We start from the raw sequence: 21,760 nt of genomic DNA, 5'->3' as shown, positions 1-21,760 counted from the left end.
CTATAGGTACGTACCAATAGATTTCAGCGGAGCTATGTCACGTCATCGGTTGCGTGCATGTCGAACCCACCCGTGCCAGACTCCGAAGTAGGCCCGATTACCGATCGAGTGCGGAGGACGTCAAATGACAACATCCAACACGCCGGCGGATTGGCCAGCACTGCGTGTGAACGACTGGACCGACACGCGCGACACCCTGCACATGTGGGTGCAGATCGTGGGAAAGATCCGACTCGCATGTTCACCACTGGTCAACCACTGGTGGCAGGTCACGCTCTATGTCACTCCGCGAGGGTTGACCACATCGTCCATCCCCTACGGCGACCGCATTTTCGATATCGAGTTCGATTTCTGCGAACACCAGCTACGCATCCGCGATAGCTCCGGGGCGTCACACGAGATTCCACTCGAACCTCAATCGGTATCGACGTTCTATGCACGCACGATGGAAGCACTACGCGCCCTGGGCATTTCAGTGGAAATTCAGCCAACACCGAATGAAGTCGAGCCGGCGCTTCCGTTTGCCGACGATCACGTCCACTGCTCCTACGACGCCGAAGCCGTCCACTTGTTCTGGCGCCAACTCGTTCAGGCCGACCGCGTCATCGCGTCGTTCCGTGCGGGATTCATCGGAAAGGTATCTCCGGTCCATTTCTTCTGGGGCGCAATGGACCTCGCCTGTACACGATTCTCCGGACGCACTGCGCCACCACATCCAGGGGGAGCCCCCAACTGTGGCGACTGGGTGATGGTGGAAGGTTACTCTCACGAATTGAGCAGCTGCGGCTTCTGGCCCGGCGGCGGCGAGGAAGGCGCGTTCTACTCGTACTCGTACCCCGCACCTGCTGCGTTCGAGGGTTATCGCGTCGAACCGTCGGCAGCGTTCTACAGCAACGATTTCGGTCAGTTTCTTCTGCCGTACGAAGCAGTCCGGACGGCCACCGACCCGGACGCGACACTGCTTGCGTTTCTACAGACCACCTACGCTGCTGCCGCCGATTCGGGGCGCTGGGACAGAGCCTCGTTGGAGAGCGACCCCCATCGCTGGGGATCGCGGCGATAACTATCGCGCTACGGTCCACCGCGACAGCGCTGCCGGCCAACCCTCTTCTCCCTCTCGAGAAGTAGAACTCCCTGCCCACGCTACGTAACCGTCGGGCCGGACCAGTAGCGCCGGTCCGTCGTCCATGCGTTGCGCTTCGACGAGTAGATCTGGTCCCGGTTTCTGCATCGTCGAGGTGTTCGCGCGCTCACGGATGAGAGCAAAACCCGGCAGGCGCTGCAGTTCCGTGAGTCGGCCTTCGTGTAGCGGCACTTCCGTCGCACGAGTCCCGACTAGATCACTCTGTCCGTCCGGCGAGGGATAACGCAGCTCAGTGCCCGCAAAACTGCCGGCGACGAGGTCACGCACCTTCGGGATCGACAGAATATGCGCAGCAAGGCGATCGCGCATGAACCTGGCGAGTCGCGGGTGCACGGTGACGGCGCGCATCATCAGCCCCGATCGCCGAACCACTTGCTTCCCGATCGGGTGCCGCTCGCGGTGATAGGTATCCAGGATCGAATCGTCGGCGCCGGCCAATACAGCGCCGAGTTTCCAGGCCAGGTTGACACCATCCTGAATTCCGGTGTTCATTCCTTGTGCGCCCATCGGCGAGTGCACGTGTGCGGCATCCCCCACCAGAAACACCCTGCCGCTGCGATAGTCGCGAACCTGACGCTCGTCGCAATGGAAACGCGAATGCCAGCCTATTTCGACGACGCCCATATCGCGTCCCATGGCCCGGTTCAGCGCACCCACGATCTCGGCTTCTCCCACCGGATCGGTATCGGGAACCTGACGCCGTCGATCCCAGGTCATCGAGCGATACCACGCACCGTCGCTCTCCTCCTTCCCGTAGGGCGCAAGGAACCCGAACTCACGTGGAGTGTCTCCCAGTGTGAGGCCACCGTCGTGCGGTCCGGCGGTCAGTTTCACGTCAGCCAACACCACTGACGACAGCACGGATTTCCCGGGGAAATCCATCCCGACCAGGTCGCGAACCGTACTGTGGGCGCCGTCCGCCCCAACGACGTATTTGGCGCGCCACGTCATCGTGGACGAAGGGTTGTCATCGTCTTTGGCACGAGCAGTGAGGGTGACTCCGGCGTCGTCCTGAACGAGATCGACAAGCGCGATACCACGGTGAATGTCTGCTCCCTGGTCCTTGGCATAGAGCTCGAGGGCTTGGTCGACGTTGGTCTGCGGGGTAATCATGGCGAACCGGTAGCGAGATCTCAGGTGGGTGAGGTCCAGCTTTGCACCCTTGAAAAGGTTGATCCCCGGGGTGGTCGAGCTGGTCGCAAGTAGCTGGTCGGCGAGTCCACGCGCGTCGAGCAACTCCAGTGTTCGCGCCATCGTTGCAAACGCCCGGCTGGACGGGTTGATCGTCGGCCACTTCTCCACTACAGCCACCGAGCGCCCCAGCCGCGCAAGATCACCAGCCACGGTCATACCTGCTGGGCCACCACCGACCACCACTACGTCGACGTTGCGATCCATCGTCAAACCTCCCACGCCGTCGTCCCAAGGTGTGTCGCAGCCGAGTTTCGGTTAATTCTTCGCTGATGGACGCGGTTTTTGCAGTCTTCCCACAGCGGCCGGCAAAACGTAACCTGTCCCAGGTTTCGTTCTGATCGCTAGGGTGGAAAGGACCTACATCGGGAGGCTTGGAACATGCTGGTACGTCGAATTGCTCGTCCACTTCTTTCCACCATTTTCATTGCCGGGGGGATCGATGCGCTCCGTAATCCTGCGCAACGTGCGGCAAAAGCAACTCCGCTGATCGACAAATCAGTGGAAACACTCCCCGGCGCGGTGACACAAAAATTGCCCGCAGATCCAGAGACACTGATCAAGCTCAACGCGGTAATCCAGATCGGCGGCGGGGCATTGCTGGCAAGCGGAAAGGCTCCACGCATCGCGTCGTTGGCACTGGCGGGAAGCCTGATCCCCACCACAGTTGCAGGCCATGATTTCTGGAACGAGTCGGACCCCACGCTTCGTGCGATGCAACGCACCAACTTCATCAAGAACGTCAGTCTGCTCGGCGGCCTGATGATCGCCGCCGTCGACACCGAGGGCAAACCGTCACTCGGCTGGCGCGGTCGCCGCGCCGCCAGGAAGGCGCAGGCCTCGATCGCGGCGACGCTGCCCTTGGCAGCCGCGAACCACGACGAGCACACCGGGGAACGCCTCGAGCACGCACTCGCCGTTGCTTCGGAGCGTGGGACCGAGCTAGCCGAAGCTGCGAAGGTTCACGGTGCCGAATTGCTCGAGATCGCAAAGGAACGAGGCCCCGAGATTCTCGAGGTTGCCCAGAAGCGCGGGGCGGAACTGGCAGAAACGGCCCGCGAGCGTGGATCCGAACTGGCGGAGTTGGCCGGCAAGCGCAGCGCTGAGTTTGCAGAACTTGCGCTCGAGAAAAGCAACGAATGGGCGGAGACTGCATCCGAGCAGTCCGAGGTCCTCGGCAAGCGAGCTCGCAAACGCGCCGAAATCGCCCTGGCGAAGGCCCGCGAGAAGCGCGACGAATTGACGCACTGACACAATCACACGTCCGGTCAGGCCACCCTCGGGTGGCCTGACCTCGTTGGATACACCCCATTCACCTAAGCGAACTAGACTGTCTTGGCACTTTTGCGGTGCTCGAACTTCTTTCACCAAGCCTAGGAGAACCCTTGCCCGACGCGGACCCGTCACACACCGAGCAACAGCTCGAGCAGCAGTACGTGACGATGCTGTATTCCCGTCTCGACGAGCTCCGGAAGCATGCCAAATCGCGCCTGAGCACCGTCTTGCTGGAAAGCGGTGGAACCCCGCAGGCACGCAGTGAACGCGAATCGTTCAACGCGATGTACACCGAGGATCTAGCCAAGTACGACGCGGCCGAAAATGGACTGTGTTTCGGCAGAATCGATTTCGACGACGAACATCGCTACGTCGGCCGCCTGGGAATTCTCGACACCGAGAACGACTACGAGACGCTCCTCCTCGACTGGCGCGCCCCGATGGCCCGCCCGTTCTACCTCGCGACACCAGCGGCGCCTGAGGGCGTGAAGCGTCGACGCCACATCCGTAGCCGTAGCCGCGCGGTCACCGGAATCAACGACGAATACCTCGACCTCGACGCAGCTCGCGCTGCCGGCGTTGTCACCGAAGCCGGTGGCGTAGCCGGCGAGAGCGCGCTACTCGACGCATTGAACGCCGCCCGCACGGGCCAGATGAACGACATCGTCGAAACCATCCAGACCGAGCAGGATTCGATCATCCGATCCGAACACAAGAGTGTGCTCGTAGTTCAGGGTGGCCCCGGTACCGGCAAAACCGCTGTGGCGCTCCACCGTGCGGCGTTCCTGCTCTACACCTATCGCCAGCAATTGGCGAAGGCCGGAGTACTCATCATCGGCCCCAACGCAACATTCCTCGACTACATCAGTCAGGTGCTCCCGTCACTTGGTGAAACCGGCGTTCTACTCTCCACCATCGGCGACCTGTATCCCGGAGTGCGCGCAACACGAATCGATTCGCTTGCGGCCGGTGAGATCAAGGGTTCACTCGACATCCTCGACGTACTCAAGAACGCTGTCCGTGATCGCCAGGAAGTACCGTCATCGCCGATTGTTCTCCGATTCGACACTTACGACCTGAAGCTGGATCGAAAGACAGTCACCAAGGCCCGTGGCCGTGCCCGCTCGTCCCGCCGGCCGCACAACTTGGCCAGGCCGATCTTCGTATCAGCGGTCATCGAAGCGCTGGCTCTACAGATGGCCGAGATCATCGGCGGAAATCTGGTGGACGGCGGTTCGCTCCTGAGTCGAGACGACATCGCCGACATCCGTGACGAAATGCGCGAAGACGCCGACATCATGTCCGCAATCGGCTCACTATGGCCCGAGTTGTCGCCGCAACAGATTCTCGCCGAACTCTGGACGTCACCGAGACGACTGGAAAAAGCCGCTCCACAATTGGACGACAACCAGCGCTCGGAATTGTTGCAGAGTGTCGGCCCCGGATTCAGTGCTGCCGACGCACCGCTACTCGACGAGCTGGCCGAGATTCTCGGCGTTGACGACGCCGCGGAACGCGAACGGGCACAACGACAATGGCGCGCTCAGATTGCCGACGCACAGGGCGCTCTCGATATTCTGACAGGGTCGGCGCCGCAGGATCTCGAAGACGAGATGGACCCCGAAATCCTGATGGCCTACGACCTGATCGACGCCAGTCAACTCGCGCAGCGTCACGACCTGGGCCAGCATCAGACCACTGCCGAGCGCGCCGCGGGTGATCGAACCTGGACGTACGGTCACGTAATCGTCGACGAGGCTCAGGAGTTGTCGGCCATGGCGTGGCGAATGTTAATGCGCCGCATACCGAATCGCTGGATGACGTTGGTGGGCGACACTGCGCAGACGGGTGATCCCGCCGGCACGTCGTCATGGCAGACAATCCTCGAACCATACGTCGCAAAGCGGTGGAAGCTCACGCAGCTGACCGTGAACTACCGAACCCCGTCGGAAATCATGGATGTGGCACACCGGGTGCTCGAGGAAATCGATCCCACGCAAGCAGTACCCCGGTCGGTCAGAGATAGCGGTTTTGCACCGTGGTCACTGAAAACCACAGCGGAGAATCTCCAGGAAACGGTGCGTCGCTGCATCGAGCACGAGTCTCACGCAGGCTTGACTGCGGTGATCGCCGGGCACGAGACGGTGAAGAACCTGTCCGGCCTCGCCGGCGACTCTGTCAGCGTGCTCTCCGTCAAGGACGTCAAGGGCCTGGAATTCGACACCGTTTTCATCGTCGAACCCTCGGATATCCTCGAGGAATCGCCGCGTGGCATGAATGACCTGTACGTCGCACTGACCCGAGCAACACAGCGGCTCGGCATCATTCACGTCGAATCGCTTCCGGCTGTGCTCGACAACATCGCCGAAGCTGCATTCACACCCGTGATGTGATGCGACCGAGTAGGTTCTCTCGTGCCACTTCTACTGAAGGAAATCTTCTCGTGACCGCTCCGATCGCCGCACGCATGCCGCAGTGGCTACTCCGTCGCCGCCCACAGGTCGTCGGAGCTGCGCTGATCGGCCTGTGCGCCGGGACGCTGATCGGATGCGCTCAGGCCGAGTCTTCGCCGTCGGATACCGCCGACGGCGCCGCACCTGCCACTGCCACGGCCGACTCACCCGAGCTTCAGGCACTCGAACGGTTCCGGGACGCGATCACGGCAGACGGCGTCACCACACCGCTTACCGACGACACCCTGCAAGCACTCGGGGACGGAATCTGCCGCCAGTTGGCGGTGGGCACGGATCGAACGATGATCATCGAGAATTTGCGCAGCGTGACGCACAACGGCGCCACCAGCCGACCAGGCCAACTCCAAGACGTGGAGAGCACCGAAAACAGTTCGGCCGCATCGCCGATCAGTGCCGATCCCTATCGATTGGGAACCGTGATCGTCGACGCGGCCGAGACCGAGTACTGCTGAGAACTTTCAGCGAACGGTATGAACGATCAGGACGTCGGATGTTGCCTTTCGTGCAGCATCCGACGGTACCGATCCGAGTAGACGCCCGGTCAGTGTGTTGAGTCCACGGTTACCGATGACCAACAGATCACCCTCGACCTCGTCGAGCAAGGCGAGCAACGACTCGACGGGCGCTCCGACGATTGCCCGTTCCACGACCTTCTCCGCGCCGGCAGCATGTGCGCGCTCCCGAGCCGTTCGGAGGATTTCGTAGGTAGGTGTCGAACCTGTGACCTGGTATGCCTCGTCGCCGAGTACATCTGCCGCAGCGCTGACGTCCTTGGGGTCTGCCGGGTAGTACGCGCACGCGATAATCAATTGCGCACTGGCATCGGCTGCAATGCTTGCGGCCCGGTCGACTGCTTTCAGTGACGACTCGGAGCCATCGGTTCCTACGACAACGGTCCGGTAGGCACTCATTCATCCTCCATGGTTACGAGATAGTCAGCGGTTACGGGAAAGTCAGCGCTGCTGACATTAGCGGGCAGAGCGCAGCGATAGTGCCAATTGCCATACACGCCACAAGACCGCAGTGAATGTGATCTGCAGTCACATCAAAAAAATTACACTGAATTCCGGATCAGCGCAGGTTTCCGAATCGCGGACCGAAAAGCGCTGCGGGAAACACGTCCTGTTCAGTCAGTGCAGCACGCCACGGCGCTGCCAGTTCGAGAAGCCTGTCTGCTCCGGATTCGCCCAAGGCGTCCCACGGCGCCAAAGCCAGATCGTCCGTCAAGTCCTCCACGACGTCGCGCAGTTCCTGCCCGTCCTCGGTCAGTGCTCCCGACTTACGATCGAGCAACTCTCGATCCTGAAGATCCTGGACACCTTGCGCCCACTGCTCGGCAGACCACCCGCGACGACTCTGAGCAAACTTCTGCTGGAATCCGATACCCGTGGCGGTGTGGGTGATCAAGGCTTCCAACCCGTTCAGTCCGGCAGTCTGCAGTGCGGCGATGTGTCCGTCACCGCGGTACTCCCGCAGCAAAGTCAGTGCGTGCCAGAACGCGAGGTGCGGCACGGTCGGCCACTCGACGGAAGCCCAACCGGCGTACAGCGGACGCCCCTCGACGCCGGGGATGTTCCGCGCTGCAATGGAAATCAACTCGGCAGCTTCAGCCATGTCCTGTGACGACGTCACCTCTTCGCCGAGGAGACGAACGTACGCGGCGTCGATGGCGCGGTAGCGCGCAGCAACAATCTCCGACGGTTTCGCGAGGTCCCACGCGCGCGGAATCACGCTGGCGACCAACTCCGGATTGAAGTTGTAGAACGCCGACGTCACGACGGTGGCGGGTGGAGTACCCAAGGGCGCAGCGCGACCCGCGAAGTACACCATCCGGCCCGGCTCGAGCCCAAGCGCAACCAATTCCTTTTCCGTCTCCGGAACGAAGTAAGCCAACGAATGGAGAAGTTCGAGAGTACGGCCGGTCTTGCCGGCAGTCTGTGCATCCATATGTGAACCGTAGCGGGCGTTCCCGATTCACACACATCCCACCGAACTACTTCAAACCGGCCGCGTCCATGCCTCGAAGCTCCTTCTTGAGATCCGAGATTTCGTCACGCAAACGACCGGCCAACTCGAACTGCAAGTCCCGGGCGGCATTCATCATCTGATCTGTGAGTTCCTTGACCAGGTCTGCCAATTCGGCCCGGGGCATCGATTTGGTGTCGCGGCCTTCGTACACCCCTGCACTGACCGCGCGGCCTGCTTCGCCCTGCGCTCGACGGCCACGCGTCGCGTTACGTCCGGAACCACCGATGTCGACGGACGCAGCAGTGTCCTCGGCCTCCTCGTAGACCTGATCGAGGATGTCGGCGATCTTCTTGCGGAGAGGCTGGGGATCAACCCCCATCTTCTTGTTGTATTCGACCTGCTTCTCACGGCGACGCTCGGTCTCTTCGATTGCCTGGGCCATGGACGCAGTGATCTTGTCCGCGTACATGTGAACCTGGCCGGACACGTTACGAGCAGCGCGGCCGATGGTCTGGATAAGGCTGGTGGAACTCCGCAGGAAGCCCTCCTTGTCGGCATCGAGAATCGCAACCAGCGACACCTCGGGAAGGTCGAGGCCCTCACGCAGAAGGTTGATACCGACCAGGACGTCGTACTCCCCCAGTCGCAACTGCCGCAGCAGTTCGACGCGACGTAACGTGTCGATGTCGGAGTGCAGATAGCGAACCCGAATTCCGAGTTCGAGCAGATAATCGGTGAGATCTTCCGACATCTTCTTGGTCAATGTCGTGACAAGGACTCGCTCGTCCTTTGCCGCGCGTTCCCGGATCTCGTGAACCAGGTCGTCGATCTGCCCCTTGGTCGGCTTGACGATCACCTCGGGATCGACGAGACCTGTCGGACGAATCACCTGCTCGACGAACTCACCGCCGGCTTGCCCCAACTCGTACTTGCCTGGCGTTGCCGACAGGTAGACGGTCTGACCGATGCGCTGACTGAATTCTTCCCACGTCAGCGGCCGGTTATCCGTCGCCGACGGCAGGCGGAAACCGAACTCCACCAGGTTGCGCTTACGCGACATGTCACCCTCGTACATGGCGCCGATCTGTGGAACGGTCACATGCGACTCGTCGATGACCAGGAGGAAATCCTCGGGGAAGTAGTCGATTAGCGTAGCCGGCGCGGTGCCAGGTCCACGGCCGTCGATGTGCCGTGAATAGTTCTCGATTCCGGAGCAGAATCCGACCTGTTTGATCATCTCCAAGTCGTACTGCGTTCGCATCCGTAGCCGCTGCGCCTCGAGCAGTTTGCCCTTGCCCTCCAACTCTTCGAGTCGTTGTTCGAGTTCTGCCTCGATGTCCTTGACCGCACGCTCGAGACGCTCGGGCCCGGCAACATAGTGGGTCGCGGGGAATATCCGAACCGTATCCACTTTCCGGACGATGTCGCCGGTGAGCGGATGAAGGTAGTACAGCGCCTCGATCTCGTCGCCGAAGAACTCGATCCGAACCGCCAACTCCTCGTACGACGGGATGATTTCAACCGTGTCACCCCGGACGCGGAACGAACCACGGGTGAACGCAACATCGTTGCGGTTGTACTGCACGTCGACCAGGAGGCGCAGAAACGCATCACGCGGAACCTCGACGCCCACTTCGAGCGAGATGGAGCGATCGAGGTAAGACTGCGGTGTACCGAGACCGTAGATGCACGACACGGACGCGACCACAACAACATCCCGTCGCGAGAGCAGGCTCGACGTCGCGGAGTGACGCAGGCGTTCGACGTCGTCGTTGACCGACGAGTCTTTCTCGATATACGTGTCCGTCTGAGCGATATATGCCTCAGGCTGGTAGTAGTCGTAATACGAGACGAAGTATTCAACCGAGTTGTTCGGCAACATCTCGCGAAGCTCGTTGGCCAACTGAGCAGCCAAGGTCTTGTTCGGTGCCATCACCAGCGTCGGCCGCTGCACGCGCTCGATCAGCCAGGCGGTCGTCGCAGATTTGCCGGTGCCGGTGGCACCAAGTAGGACTATGTCCTTCTCGCCCTCGTTGAGCCGTTTCTCGAGCTCGGCAATGGCAGCGGGCTGATCGCCGGCAGGCTCGTATTCACTGACGACCTCGAAGCGGCCGTCAGAGCGCTCGATGTCGCTGACCGGACGAAACTCGGAATGTGCGACGACTGGATGTTCGGAAGCAAACGCCATGAAACCAGGGTATGCGCACCCACCGACATCATGCGTGGGCACAAGCTCGTCGCAGCGGTAGGTTCATGCAACATGAGCGAAGCACGTATTCACATTCACCCGCCCAAAGTCGAAACTTTCGACCTCGAGGCCCGAACCAACATCGACCCCAAGGGCTTCGTTCGCCAGGTCGAAACCTACCGCGAAGAGCCATGGGGCCTGTACATGGGCCGACACGCAGACCATCCACAATTCCACTACCTGGAGTCGTGGATACTTCCCGACCTCGGAATTCGAGCGTCGATCTTCCACTTCACGCCGGGGCACGAACGGGACCAGGATCACTACATCGACATCGGCACATTCACGCGCGGTGAGCACGCATGGAGATCCGAAGACCACTATCTCGATCTGATTGTGCAGACCGGCCGCAGCACCGAACTACTCGACGTCGACGAACTCCTGGAAGCGCACGCATCCGGAATACTCGACGCCCAGACGTCCGAACAGGCCATGCTGATCGCTGCCCGCACCATCGACGGCATTGCCGCCCACGGTCACGATCTCGGCGCGTGGCTGTCGTCGTTGGGCATGCCGATCACCTGGCGGTAGGCGTCAGGCCGTCCAACCCGACTTGTCTGCCCATTCCCACGCACGGTGGAACGCCGCGTCGAACCAGGGTGTCTTGACCGCGAGGTACGCATCCATCGCCTTGTCGTAATCATCTATTCCGGACGCGTGCTCCGCGGCCCGGACCTTCAACGCGGCATACTCCGCACGGGCGTCGTCATCCGCCCGCAGCCAGTCACGGAACAACACGGCAAATTGCTGGCCCGGCCAACCGTCGACACGAATATGGATGTTCACCGGCCGACCCGGATCTGCGCTGGCATGAATCCGCTTCGCCCACACGCTCGGATCGGTTTCACCCCCGACATAGGCAGGTTTCGGATCGTCCGCGACGATGTTCTCGAGACGCGGAAAACCACCAGTTGCAAGGTCAGCGGCCAAGTCGTCCGCAATCCCGATGTGTTCGACGGTGATCTGAAGATCGATCACGTCCTTCGCGTCGAGTCCCGGTACGGCAGTGGAACCGATGTGATCGATACGCGTGGCTCGATCACCACACAGCAGCGCCAACCGGTTGATCAGGCGAGTTGCTTGCACCGGCCACTGCGGATCCGCGGGGCTCAGCTCAGGAAGTACACGAACCGCTGTTCCGGTGCGCAGATTCTCCTCGAACGGTGCGATTCGACCTGCCCACAGTTCACGGACGACAGCGTCCAGGGCGCCTGGATCACCGCTGTTGTCGAGCCAGACGTCCGCAACGGCGCGGCGCTGATCGTCGGTCGCCTGCGCCGCGATTCGCGCCCTGGCATCGCTCTCGGGCATCCCACGTGACTCGACCAACCGCCGGACACGTTCTTCGGCGTCGACGTACACGATGACAACCATATTGAACGCCGGAGCCATTCCAGCTTCGACAAGCAGTGGAATGTCCTGCACCAGAACAGAATTCGCTGGCGCAGCGTCAATGGCTTCGGCCGTACGATGGCCGATCAACGGATGCAGGATCGAATTGAGAGTGCCGCGGGAAGCGTCGTCGGCAAACGCCAACGCCGCAAGCGCGGGTCGATCGAGGGTGCCGTCCGGCGCGATGATGCCGTCACCGAACGCCTGCGCCAACGCAGCCAACCCCGGAGTACCGGGTTCTACGACCTCTCGGGCGATCAGATCGGCATCAACGATCACTGCTCCCAGTTCGGTGAGGATTTTCGACACAGTCGACTTGCCGGCTCCGATGCCTCCAGTGAGGCCAACTCTCAACACAACGGACAGTCTCTCACCTATGCTGACCGCACGAGATTCGAGTCCTGAAATTGAACACGCCACACAACTCCAGACGCAAATACCACAATAAAGGCAATCCGTGTGGTTAAGTTCTAGCGAACGCCCTGCACCTTCTCGAGAAAGTGGACGCCATGCGAGCAGATCGTGACCATCTTGGTCAGCATCGCCTCGGAATGCCGAACGGCGTGCACTGTATCGAATTTCCCGAGGTTGCCTTTGCATTGGCCGAACATCGGCGAACGTGGTTCACCGTCCTCGTGAGCCAGGGCCGTCACAGCTTCGCGTCGATGCGCAAGCGCACAGCCGAAGCCACCGCGACGTATTGGGTCCCGGCTCCGGCCACCACCGCTTGACCTAGCAGCACCGCAGCTTTCACCCGACAGCCACCAGTCGCCAGACTGGTGGCTGTCGCATTTCCTCCCAGGCGACAACCGGTGTGAGGCGAATACTTGTGCCACACAACAAAAGAACCCCGCTCCTGCTTGCGCAGGCGCGGGGTTCTTTCACAGATCTCGCTTGATCAGATCAAGCAGTAATCCTTATGCGTTGCCCGACAGCTTCTCGCGAAGTGCGGCGAGCTGTGCATCGCTTGCAAGCGATCCACCAGCGGACTCTGCCGGAGCGGAGCCTGCAGAGGCCGGAGCCTCTTCGTCGTCTGCAGAAGCCGTCTCCGAGGAGTAGCCGGCAGCAGCGGTGGCAGCTTCAGCGGCCTCGTCTGCAGCGGTCTTCTCCATCTGAACGGTGTGCATCTTGTGACGACGCTCAGCCTCGGCGTAGCGGTTCTCCCACTCTTCGCGCTGCTTGTCGAAGCCCTCGAGCCATTCGTTGGTCTCGGGATCGAAGCCCTCGGGGAAGATGTAGTTGCCCTGCTCGTCGTACGAGTCGGCCATGCCGTACTTGGACGGATCGAACTCGGCGTTGTAATCCTCGTTGGCCTGCTTCAGCGACAGCGAGATACGACGACGCTCGAGGTCGATGTCGATGACCTTGACGAGTGCATCGTCGCCGACGCCGACAACCTGGTCCGGAACCTCGACGTGGCGCTCAGCCAGCTCCGAGATGTGAACGAGGCCTTCGATTCCCTCTTCGACGCGCACGAATGCACCGAACGGAACCAGCTTCGTGACCTTGCCGGGCACGATCTGGCCGATGGCGTGCGTGCGGGCGAACTGACGCCACGGATCTTCCTGCGTTGCCTTGAGCGACAGGGAGACGCGCTCGCGGTCCAGGTCGACGTCGAGAACCTCGACGGTGACCTCGGTGCCGACCTCGACAACCTCGGACGGGTGATCGATGTGCTTCCAAGACAGCTCGGAAACGTGAACCAGACCGTCTACGCCGCCCAGGTCCACGAATGCACCGAAGTTGACGATGGAGGACACGACGCCCTTGCGGACCTGGCCCTTCTGGAGCTGGTGCAGGAATTCGCTGCGAACCTCGGACTGAGTCTGCTCGAGCCATGCACGGCGCGACAGGACCACGTTGTTGCGGTTCTTGTCGAGCTCGATGATCTTGGCCTCGATCTCCTTGCCGACGTACGGCTGGAGGTCGCGGACACGACGCATTTCGACGAGCGAGGCGGGGAGGAAGCCACGAAGGCCGATGTCAAGGATGAGGCCGCCCTTGACGACCTCGATGACGGTGCCCTTGACGGCCTCGTCCTTCTCCTTGAGCTCCTCGATGGTGCCCCAGGCACGCTCGTACTGAGCACGCTTCTTCGACAGGATCAGTCGACCTTCTTTGTCCTCCTTGGTGAGGACGAGAGCCTCGACCGCATCTCCCACGGAGACGACCTCGTTGGGGTCGACGTCGTGCTTGATGGAGAGCTCACGAGAAGGGATGACACCTTCGGTCTTGTAACCGATGTCGAGCAGAACCTCGTCGCGGTCGACCTTGACGATGGTGCCTTCGACGATGTCGCCATCGTTGAAGTACTTGATCGTTGCGTCGATGGCGGCGAGGAAGTCCTCGGCAGAGCCAATGTCGTTAATGGCAACCTGCGGCGAGGTGACGGTTGTGGAGGGCATATGTTGAATTGCTCCGGACGAGTTGTGGTCGGTTGATGGATTTTGTCGGACGAGATGCAACATTGAGGTACCGGAATGCAGTACCCAGTTGCACAGAAACTAACAACCGGAAACCGAAACACATTCCGCACCCGAACGGCGCACCGCAAGATCTCTCGTTCACGCCGATCCAAGGCCTCGGTAAAGGCCTAGTACAGATATTCGACTGAATGACAGACACTCGCGTGGGTAAGACTACGCGTCGGCGGTGCGAGCGGGCAAACCCGGGTACCCTGTCGCCGCTGGTAGCGCTCTAGTCTGTTCGACATGTCTGACGATCGCCACGCTGCCGCCAATTCCATTCTCGGGACCAGCGGAGTCGGCAGGGCCCGGGTCGACTCCGATGCGAGCGACCGCGCCAGCCGCGCGTGGTGGGACGCAGACGCCGAGGACTACCACCGTACTCATGGCGAGTTTCTGGGCGTGAACAGCGCAGACGGTGAATTCGTCTGGTGCCCCGAGGGTCTACACGAAGGCGATCACCACCTGTTGGGCGACATCGTCGACAAGGACATCCTCGAAGTGGGATGCGGCTCCGCACCCTGCGCCCGGTGGCTGGCCGGTCACGGCGCCCGCGCCGTCGGACTCGACATTTCGATGGGCATGCTCTCGCGCGGAGTCGACGCTATGACTGCCGGCGGACCACGCGTACCGCTGATCCAGGCGAGCGCCGAATTGCTGCCGTTTGCCGACGCGAGCTTCGACATCGTCTGCTCCGCTTTCGGAGCCGTTCCGTTCGTGGCCGATTCGCAGCAAGTGATGAACGAAGTAGCGCGAGTTCTACGGCCGGGCGGCAAGTGGGTGTTTGCGGTCAACCATCCGATTCGCTGGATCTTCCCCGACGACCCTGGACCCAAGGGACTGACTGCGACACTCCCCTACTTCGACCGAACGCCCTACGTCGAGGTCGACGACAACGGCGTGCCCACCTACGTCGAGCACCACCGCACGATCGGCGACCGCGTCCGCGAATTGGTGGCGGCCGGCCTGCAGGTTCACGACATCATCGAACCGGAGTGGCCGGAGTGGCTGGACCGCGAGTGGGGACAGTGGAGTCCCCTACGCGGCCAGCTCTTTCCGGGCACCGCGATATTCAGCGCCGTCAAACCCTGAGAGCTACAGCAGATTCGACAGGAATGCCTTGGTGCGATCCTGCTGCGGGTTGGCCAGAAGTTGTCGCGGCTCACCGGATTCGACGACAACTCCGCCGTCCATGAACACCAGCTGATCGGCAACCTCACGGGCGAAGCCCATCTCGTGAGTGACGACGACCATCGTCATTCCGTCTTTGGCGAGTTGTTTCATGACTGTCAGAACTTCACCGACGAGTTCCGGATCGAGAGCCGACGTCGGCTCGTCGAAGAGCATCAGTTTCGGGTCCATCGCGAGTGCCCGCGCAATGGCTACGCGCTGTTGCTGTCCACCGGACAATTGGGCGGGGTATGCGTTTGCCTTGGCGCTCAAACCAACCTGATCGAGCAGATCCTTTGCCCGCTCGATCGCCTTCTTCTTGCTCACGCGCTTCACCTGGGTGGGCGCTTCGATGATGTTCTCCAGCGCTGTTCGGTGCGGGAACAGGTTGAAGTGCTGGAACACCATGCCGATGTCCTGACGTTGCTTCGCCGCCGCCCGTGGGTGCAGTTCGTAAAGCTTGCCGTTCTTCTCCGAGTAACCGACAAGGTCGCCGTCGACATACAGGCGTCCGGCATTGACCTGTTCGAGGTGGTTGATGCAGCGCAAGAAAGTCGACTTGCCCGACCCGGACGGACCGACCAGGCAGAGCACCTGCCCACGATCGATTTCGAGTGACACGCCTTTGAGAACCTGGAGTGCGCCGAAGTTCTTGCACACTCGATCTGCCTTGACCATCGGTGTCATTTGCGTTCTCCTCCGGGAGTGTCTCCACTACCGTCGCGTTGCCTTGTGCATCGGCAAGCGCCTGAAGCTGGCGTGTGGTCAGTGCTCGCGTGGCACCCTTCGAGTAGTACCGCTCGACGTAGAACTGGCCGATCATCAGCAGGCTGGTGATCGCGAGGTACCAGGTTGCCGCAACCATGAGCAGTGGAATCGGCTCGAAGTTTGCACCCGAAATATCTCTGGCACGACCGTACAACTCCAAGCTGTACGGAACTGCGGACACCAGCGACGTCGTCTTGAGCATGCTGATCAACTCGTTGCCCGTCGGCGGGATAATCACGCGCATTGCCTGTGGGAGAACCGTTCGGCGCATGGTCTGGCTCCACGTCATGCCCAACGCGATGGATGCTTCGGTCTGTCCCTCGTTGACCGAACTCACTCCGGCTCGGACGATTTCCGCCATGTAGGCAGCTTCGTTCAATGCCAACCCGATGACGGCAAAAAGGAACGCCGCCTGGATTCCCTGTAGATCGATGTGCACGAACTGATGCACAAACGGGATACCGAGATCGAGGCTCTTGTAGATCGACGGAAACAGCCCCCAGAACACCAATTGGACGTACACGGGCGTGCCACGAAAAATCCAGAGATACCCCCAAGCGGCTGTCCTGAGGACAGGGTTGGGTGACAACCTCATCACAGCCAAAATCACGCCCAGGACTATCGCGATCACCATCGACAGCACTGTCAGTTGGATGGTCTTCCACGCGGCCGCGCTGATTCGCGAGTCGAACAGATACCGACCGTAGGTTCCCCATCCGAACGCGTCGTTGGTCGCCGCCCCGTAGACGAACAGTCCGAACAACACCACTACGACGATCGCAGCTATCCAGCGACCAGGTCTGCGCAGTGGGATCGCCTTGATCGGCGCCGGATCGCCACTCTCGGTTGTTGTCATGTTCATCAGCTCTCCGCGCCGTTGATCTTGGATACTTCGATGACGCCGGCCTCGACGCTCCACGTCTGAGCGATCTGTTGATAGACGCCGTTGTCGATCAGGTACTGCATGGCCTGCTGAAGTGCGGGACCCAGCTCCGAGCCCTTGACGATCGGCCAACCGTACGGTGCCGAATCGAAGGGCTCACCCGCCGCTTCCATTCGGCCCTTGCTGCGCTTGATCGCGTAGCCGGTGACCGGCGAGTCCGCGGACAGTGCGTCGACTCGGCCGAGGATGAGCGCATTCGCCGCGTCGTCCTGGCTGTCGTACTTGACCTTCTCGATCGGCGGCTTGCCTGCGGCAACACATGCCTCGCTCTTCGCAGGCACTTCGTCGATGTCCTCGGTCGTCGTGGTTTGCACCGCGACCCGCAGCCCACACGCATTGTTCGGATCGACAGGATTGTCCGGGCGCTGCGCCCATTGAATGCCTGCGCTGTAGTAGGTCACGAAGTCGACCGTCTTCTCGCGCTCCTTGGAATCGGTGAACGACGACATTCCCATGTCGTAGCTCCCCGATTGGATTGCGGGAATGATCTTGTCGAAGTCCGCTTGGTTGAAGACCGCCTCGACTCCGAGCACTGCCGCAACAGCTTTCATCAAGTCGACGTCGAATCCGACGATGTTGCCGTCCGCGTCCTTGAATTCGTTGGGCGCGTAGGGAATGTTCACCCCGATCTGGAGCTTGCCGGTTTCAGCGACCTTCAGTGGCAACAGCGCCGCAATCTCAGGCACCTTCTGCACCGTGAGTGGAGGACCTTCCGGCACAAGACCTTCGTCGTTGACCACACATCCCCCGCAGAGCGCGACAATCACGCCGACCAACAGGAGCCGAACGAGATGTATGCGTACTCCCCCGCGACGAAACACTCTTGCTCGCGCGTTTTCACCGACCACGACTCTGCTCTCCACTCGTCGATCGCCGCATCGAGCAACGCTCATTCGAAATTCAGTAGAACGGTAGGGTACGGCAGGACTTCCTCGACTAACGATTCCGAACTCCTTCCCCACCCGTGCGATACAAGAATCAGCGACGAAGTGTATGCGCGTACACCACTTCGGCGAATTCGCTGGTGGACGCAAGGCCGCCAAGGTCAGCGGTCGCGATTCCCGAGGAAATAGTGGCGTTCACCGCATTTCTGATTCGACGCGCCGCAGCCGACAACACAGGTTCGCGACGGACATCTGCCAGCCAGTCCAGCATCATCGCACTCGAGAGAAACATGGCTGTGGGGTTGGCTCGGTTCTTGCCCGCTATGTCCGGCGCCGCTCCGTGCGCAGCCTGCGCCATGACTCGAGTGTCCGAGACATTGATCGACGGCGCTGTCCCGAGCGAGCCGGCCAACTCTCCTGCCAGGTCTGACAGGATGTCGCCGAACATGTTCTCGGTGACTACGACATCGAAATCTCCACCTCGCCGAACCAGAAGTGCGGCCATGGCATCGACATGTTCATCGTCGACAACGACATGAGGGAAATCGGCGGCCACAGTGCGGCAGGCATCGCGGAAAAGCCCGGTGGTGAGGGTGAGGACATTCGCTTTGTGGACGATGGTGACGTGATTGCGTCGACGCGTCGCCAGAGCGAACGCCGTTCGGGCTATTCGCTCGCACGCTGCGCGGGTGAAAACGCCAACCGAGAGTGCGAGGTCCGGCGTCGGCATGAATTCACCGCTACCGACAGCCATGTTGCGGTCTGCGTACAGCCCCTCGGTGTTCTCGCGGACGATCACCAAGTCCATGCCCGGAACGGTCGCCTTCACTCCGCTCAGAACAGCGGCCGGACGGATGTTCGCAAAGAGTTCGAACTTCTTTCGGATCACACCGCCGGGCGTCAGCTGTCCACGAAACTCGCTCGGGTACGACGCGCTGTCATGTGGTCCGAGGATCCATCCGGGTAGCTGCTCGAGTGCGGTGAGTGTCTCGTCGGGAATGGGTGTCCCGTGACTGTCGATGGCTTCGAAGCCGAGCGGCAGTTCCACCCACTCCACTGGTTGGGCGTGAACCGAGGACATTGCGCCGTCCACGATCTCCCGAGTGGCCGGGACGATATCCTGACCGATTCCGTCGCCGCGCATGAGTCCCAGCCGCAGGCCCGATGATCCGATTGCACTCGTACCTGTCATCGGGCAATCATTACCCATCATGGTCCAGTCGGTGGAGTTGTTACTCGGCGAGTCGAGTGAGTCGGCGATACGCGGTCAGTGGTCTGCGCTCGCTGACGCAGGTCTACCGAGTCAGGGAAAAATGGTGCGCGAGAGCAATCGACCGCACATCACGTTGTTTGTCGCGCGCGCGATTCCGCCTGAGGTCGACGAGGTCCTGACCAGACGGTTCTCGCTACCACCCTTCGAAATCAGATTGGGTGGTTACATCGTGTTCGGCGGCAGGCAGTTCGTATTGGCACGTTCTGTCATCCCGTCGAGAGCTCTCCTGCGACTTCACCGTGATGTCTTCGACGCCGCAGCCGGGTCCAGTGGTATTCCCGGGCACATCGAACCGGGTACGTGGACGCCACATGTGACGTTGGCTCGGCGGATCGAGCCGGATCAACTGGGCGGTGCGATCTCCCTACTGAGCAAGGACGTGATCGCCGGCGATTGCGGTCCGATCAGACGGTGGGACGGCGAACAGAAATTGGAGTGGTCACTGACTCCGCCGGCGTGAGCGATCGAGTTGCCCGCCTGGTAACCAGGATTCCGGCGATCACGATCAACGCTCCGAGTGGTTGATTCCAGCCGATGCTCTCGCCGAGCACGATCGCGCCGAGCGCAACGCCGACGACTGGGCTGAGATAGGTGACCGTCGAGGCCGCTGTCGGACCCCACCCCTGCACGACGTTGGTGTTCCAGATAAATGCCAATCCTGTTCCGAATGCGCCGAGAGCGATCATCGACCCGATGATTGCCGGTGTCAGGTGCATCGGTGTGTTCGCGATGACCGGCGACGCGAGCACCATGAACAATGCCCCGATGCTGATCTGCAGCAACGCGATGGTGCGGGTATCAACACCGAGCGGAAGGACGAAGCGACGGAGGTAGACAAACGAGACGCCATACGACGCGGTAGCTCCAAGACAGGCGATCTGCGCGCTGACGCTTCCACCAACTCCGATGTTCCACGGGGACAGCACAATCAGAACACCGAAGAACCCGAGCATGAGGCCTGTGGCTTTGAATCTGGTCAAGCTCTCCCCGGGCAGGAATGCGAGGGACGCCGCCATCGTCATGAGCGGTGTCGTGGCGTTGTAGATGCTGGCGAGCCCCGACGACATGCTCTGCTCGGCCCAACTGAACAACAGCCACGGAGCTACACATTGCATCGCCGCCAGAAAGGACATGTGCTTCCAGATTCGACGATCCTGCGGCAATCCGATCCGATTGATCGCCGAAACGATCACCAACGCCAGTGCACCGAAAACCAAGCGCCACAGGACAACTTGGGTGAAGGACAATCCTTCGAGGCCGATCTTCATGAAGAGGAAGCTTGCGCCCCACACCATCGACGCGGCGACGTACTGGAAGAGCAGGCTCGCCCTCACAAGGTGAATTCGCCGTGGGGGCTCACGTCGCGGCGAGTGTCGGGAGTGCGCCCGGTCAGAGCCAGGACGTTGAGGGTGACGAGGACGATCAGACTGACGATGATGATTGCCATGTACAAAGCTTGACGCAGTAGTACATGCAGCAATAGTGGCAGAAATGCCATACTTGAACGATTTTCTGCCACGACGTCATTTTTCTGTCAGACTCGACACATGCTCGAAAAAGTGGTGGTCCCACTGATGTCGATGACGGAGGCTTTCGAACTCGGGGTGGCCTGCGAGGTGTTCGGATTCGATCGCTCGGACGAGAACTTGCCGACGTACGATTTCTCGTTGGTCGCGGCAGTTCCAGGACCGATCCGAACCCGGTTCGGATACGGCATCGACGTTCCGTACAACCTGGACGCTCTCGACGACGCGGATCTGATCATCGTGTCGGCCGGCGGGACCTACGCCGCAGACGACGACTACATGTGCGCCCCGCGCCCCGATTCGAGCGCCGATCCGCTCCTTCTCAAACTCCAGGACGCGGTGAGCCGCGGCGCGAAGGTGGCAAGTCTGTGTACCGGCGCCTTCATATTGGGAGCGGCAGGCTTACTCGACGGAAAGCGGTGCACCACCCATTGGCGCCACGCCAAGCGATTGGCCGACGCCTATCCGGACGCCAAGGTCGATCCAGACGTGTTGTACGTCGACGAGGATCCTGTTTTCACGAGTGCCGGAACAGCTGCGGGCATCGACCTGTGTCTGCATATCGTCCGGAAAGAACAGGGCAGTCGCGTCGCGAACGGGATCGCCAGACGCATGGTTGTTCCGCCACACCGCGATGGCGGACAAGCTCAGTACGTCGCCAGTCCCCTTGCCACAGTTCCCGATACAACGCTGAGTCCGTTACTCGACTGGATGACGGCACACCTTGCCGAGAACCTCACGGTGACGCGGGTGGCTGCGCGCGCCAACATGTCGCCTCGAACCTTCGCCCGCCGTTTCCAATCTGAAACAGGCGCAACCCCGGCTCGCTGGCTCAGCGATCAACGCGTCCTCGCGGCGCAGCAATTACTCGAAAACAGTGATCTACCTGTCGACGTCATAGCCGAACGGGTGGGTTTCGGCGGTGGCGCGGTCCTTCGCCAGCACTTTCTCCGATTGCGGTGCACGACACCACAGGCTTACCGGCGAACATTCCGGGCTGTCACACAGCCCGAATCCCCGTAGGCGTGATTTTCCCCAC

General features: G+C 61.0%; 19 protein-coding genes and 1 pseudogene. 9 read left to right on the top strand and 11 right to left on the bottom strand.

What is annotated here, in order from left to right; translation table 11 throughout:
- The first annotated feature begins 124 nt into the window (after positions 1–124).
- A complete protein-coding gene (locus tag RG2_RS08385; protein ID WP_033230815.1) occupies positions 125–1,063 on the top strand; it encodes a DUF5996 family protein in 939 nt (312 codons plus the stop codon).
- Here RG2_RS08385 and RG2_RS08380 read toward each other — a convergent pair whose 3' ends face one another.
- Positions 1,064–2,542 (bottom strand): FAD-dependent monooxygenase, encoded by a 1,479-nt coding sequence (locus RG2_RS08380; RefSeq protein ID WP_033230816.1) that lies wholly within the window; start codon positions 2,540–2,542, stop codon positions 1,064–1,066. It abuts the gene before it with no gap.
- A 174-nt stretch (positions 2,543–2,716) separates the two neighbouring features.
- On the opposite strand from RG2_RS08380, the gene RG2_RS08375 reads away from it, so the two are divergent.
- From RG2_RS08375 to RG2_RS08365, 3 genes are all read left to right on the top strand, one after another.
- Complete coding sequence (locus RG2_RS08375; RefSeq protein ID WP_033230817.1) at positions 2,717–3,586, top strand: DoxX family protein; 870 nt, start codon at positions 2,717–2,719, stop codon at positions 3,584–3,586.
- Positions 3,587–3,720: 134 nt separating this feature from the next.
- Positions 3,721–6,003 carry a HelD family protein gene (locus RG2_RS08370; protein WP_033230818.1) on the top strand — a complete coding sequence of 761 codons (2,283 nt, stop codon included), beginning with the start codon at positions 3,721–3,723 and terminating at the stop codon, positions 6,001–6,003.
- Positions 6,004–6,053: 50 nt separating this feature from the next.
- Positions 6,054–6,536, top strand: a complete 483-nt coding sequence (locus RG2_RS08365; protein WP_051730181.1) for a hypothetical protein — start codon at positions 6,054–6,056, stop codon at positions 6,534–6,536.
- Between the two features lie 6 nt (positions 6,537–6,542).
- On the opposite strand, the gene RG2_RS08360 is transcribed toward RG2_RS08365, so the two are convergent.
- The 3 genes from RG2_RS08360 to uvrB form a co-directional block, all read right to left on the bottom strand.
- Positions 6,543–6,995, bottom strand: a complete 453-nt coding sequence (locus RG2_RS08360) for a universal stress protein (protein WP_033230819.1) — start codon at positions 6,993–6,995, stop codon at positions 6,543–6,545.
- 160 nt (positions 6,996–7,155) lie between these two features.
- Complete coding sequence (locus RG2_RS08355) at positions 7,156–8,031, bottom strand: SCO6745 family protein (protein ID WP_033230820.1); 876 nt, start codon at positions 8,029–8,031, stop codon at positions 7,156–7,158.
- A gap of 46 nt (positions 8,032–8,077) precedes the next feature.
- Positions 8,078–10,240 (bottom strand): excinuclease ABC subunit UvrB, encoded by a 2,163-nt coding sequence (gene uvrB / locus RG2_RS08350; protein ID WP_033230821.1) that lies wholly within the window; start codon positions 10,238–10,240, stop codon positions 8,078–8,080.
- Positions 10,241–10,312: 72 nt separating this feature from the next.
- On the opposite strand from uvrB, the gene RG2_RS08345 reads away from it, so the two are divergent.
- Positions 10,313–10,831 carry a ribonuclease FAU-1 family protein gene (locus tag RG2_RS08345; RefSeq protein WP_033231399.1) on the top strand — a complete coding sequence of 173 codons (519 nt, stop codon included), beginning with the start codon at positions 10,313–10,315 and terminating at the stop codon, positions 10,829–10,831.
- Positions 10,832–10,834: 3 nt separating this feature from the next.
- On the opposite strand, the gene coaE is transcribed toward RG2_RS08345, so the two are convergent.
- A complete protein-coding gene (gene coaE / locus RG2_RS08340; protein ID WP_033230822.1) occupies positions 10,835–12,049 on the bottom strand; it encodes a dephospho-CoA kinase in 1,215 nt (404 codons plus the stop codon).
- Positions 12,050–12,201: 152 nt separating this feature from the next.
- Here coaE and RG2_RS08335 point away from each other — a divergent pair, with 152 nt between their 5' ends.
- Positions 12,202–12,423, top strand: a complete 222-nt coding sequence (locus tag RG2_RS08335) for a hypothetical protein (protein ID WP_033230823.1) — start codon at positions 12,202–12,204, stop codon at positions 12,421–12,423.
- A gap of 186 nt (positions 12,424–12,609) precedes the next feature.
- Here the strand turns inward: RG2_RS08335 and rpsA are convergent, their stop codons facing one another.
- On the bottom strand, positions 12,610–14,097 hold the full coding sequence (gene rpsA / locus RG2_RS08330; protein WP_033230824.1) for a 30S ribosomal protein S1: 1,488 nt from the start codon (positions 14,095–14,097) through the stop codon (positions 12,610–12,612).
- Between the two features lie 306 nt (positions 14,098–14,403).
- Between rpsA and RG2_RS08325 the strand changes: the two genes are divergently transcribed.
- Positions 14,404–15,249, top strand: coding sequence for a class I SAM-dependent methyltransferase (locus RG2_RS08325; protein WP_033230825.1), 846 nt, complete (start codon positions 14,404–14,406; stop codon positions 15,247–15,249).
- 3 nt (positions 15,250–15,252) lie between these two features.
- Here the strand turns inward: RG2_RS08325 and RG2_RS08320 are convergent, their stop codons facing one another.
- The 4 genes and pseudogenes from RG2_RS08320 to RG2_RS08305 all read right to left on the bottom strand — a co-directional run bounded on the left by RG2_RS08320 (position 15,253) and on the right by RG2_RS08305 (position 19,114).
- On the bottom strand, positions 15,253–16,014 hold the full coding sequence (locus RG2_RS08320) for an amino acid ABC transporter ATP-binding protein (RefSeq protein WP_033230826.1): 762 nt from the start codon (positions 16,012–16,014) through the stop codon (positions 15,253–15,255).
- Between the two features lie 10 nt (positions 16,015–16,024).
- Positions 16,025–16,957: pseudogene (locus RG2_RS08315) on the bottom strand (amino acid ABC transporter permease); the annotation flags it as partial.
- On the bottom strand, positions 16,957–17,931 hold the full coding sequence (locus RG2_RS08310) for an ABC transporter substrate-binding protein (protein ID WP_371851299.1): 975 nt from the start codon (positions 17,929–17,931) through the stop codon (positions 16,957–16,959). The gene RG2_RS08310 and the pseudogene RG2_RS08315, both read right to left, overlap by 1 nt.
- An 85-nt stretch (positions 17,932–18,016) precedes the next feature.
- Positions 18,017–19,114: an isocitrate/isopropylmalate dehydrogenase family protein gene (locus tag RG2_RS08305; protein ID WP_033231400.1), complete on the bottom strand. Its 1,098-nt coding sequence runs from the start codon at positions 19,112–19,114 to the stop codon at positions 18,017–18,019.
- Between the two features lie 19 nt (positions 19,115–19,133).
- On the opposite strand from RG2_RS08305, the gene RG2_RS08300 reads away from it, so the two are divergent.
- Positions 19,134–19,655, top strand: a complete 522-nt coding sequence (locus RG2_RS08300; protein ID WP_033230829.1) for a 2'-5' RNA ligase family protein — start codon at positions 19,134–19,136, stop codon at positions 19,653–19,655.
- Here the strand turns inward: RG2_RS08300 and RG2_RS08295 are convergent.
- Positions 19,600–20,529, bottom strand: coding sequence for a DMT family transporter (locus RG2_RS08295; RefSeq protein WP_033230830.1), 930 nt, complete (start codon positions 20,527–20,529; stop codon positions 19,600–19,602). The two genes, RG2_RS08300 and RG2_RS08295, sit on opposite strands and share 56 nt — an antisense overlap.
- 213 nt (positions 20,530–20,742) lie before the next feature.
- On the opposite strand from RG2_RS08295, the gene RG2_RS08285 reads away from it, so the two are divergent.
- Positions 20,743–21,744 carry a helix-turn-helix domain-containing protein gene (locus RG2_RS08285; protein ID WP_033230832.1) on the top strand — a complete coding sequence of 334 codons (1,002 nt, stop codon included), beginning with the start codon at positions 20,743–20,745 and terminating at the stop codon, positions 21,742–21,744.
- Positions 21,745–21,760: the final 16 nt, after the last annotated feature.

The organism is Rhodococcus globerulus NBRC 14531, from assembly GCF_001894805.1.
In the GTDB taxonomy this organism is placed as follows: domain Bacteria; phylum Actinomycetota; class Actinomycetes; order Mycobacteriales; family Mycobacteriaceae; genus Rhodococcus_F; species Rhodococcus_F globerula.
Note: the sequence above shows the minus strand (reverse complement) of the source record. Positions and strands in the feature narration are given on the sequence as shown.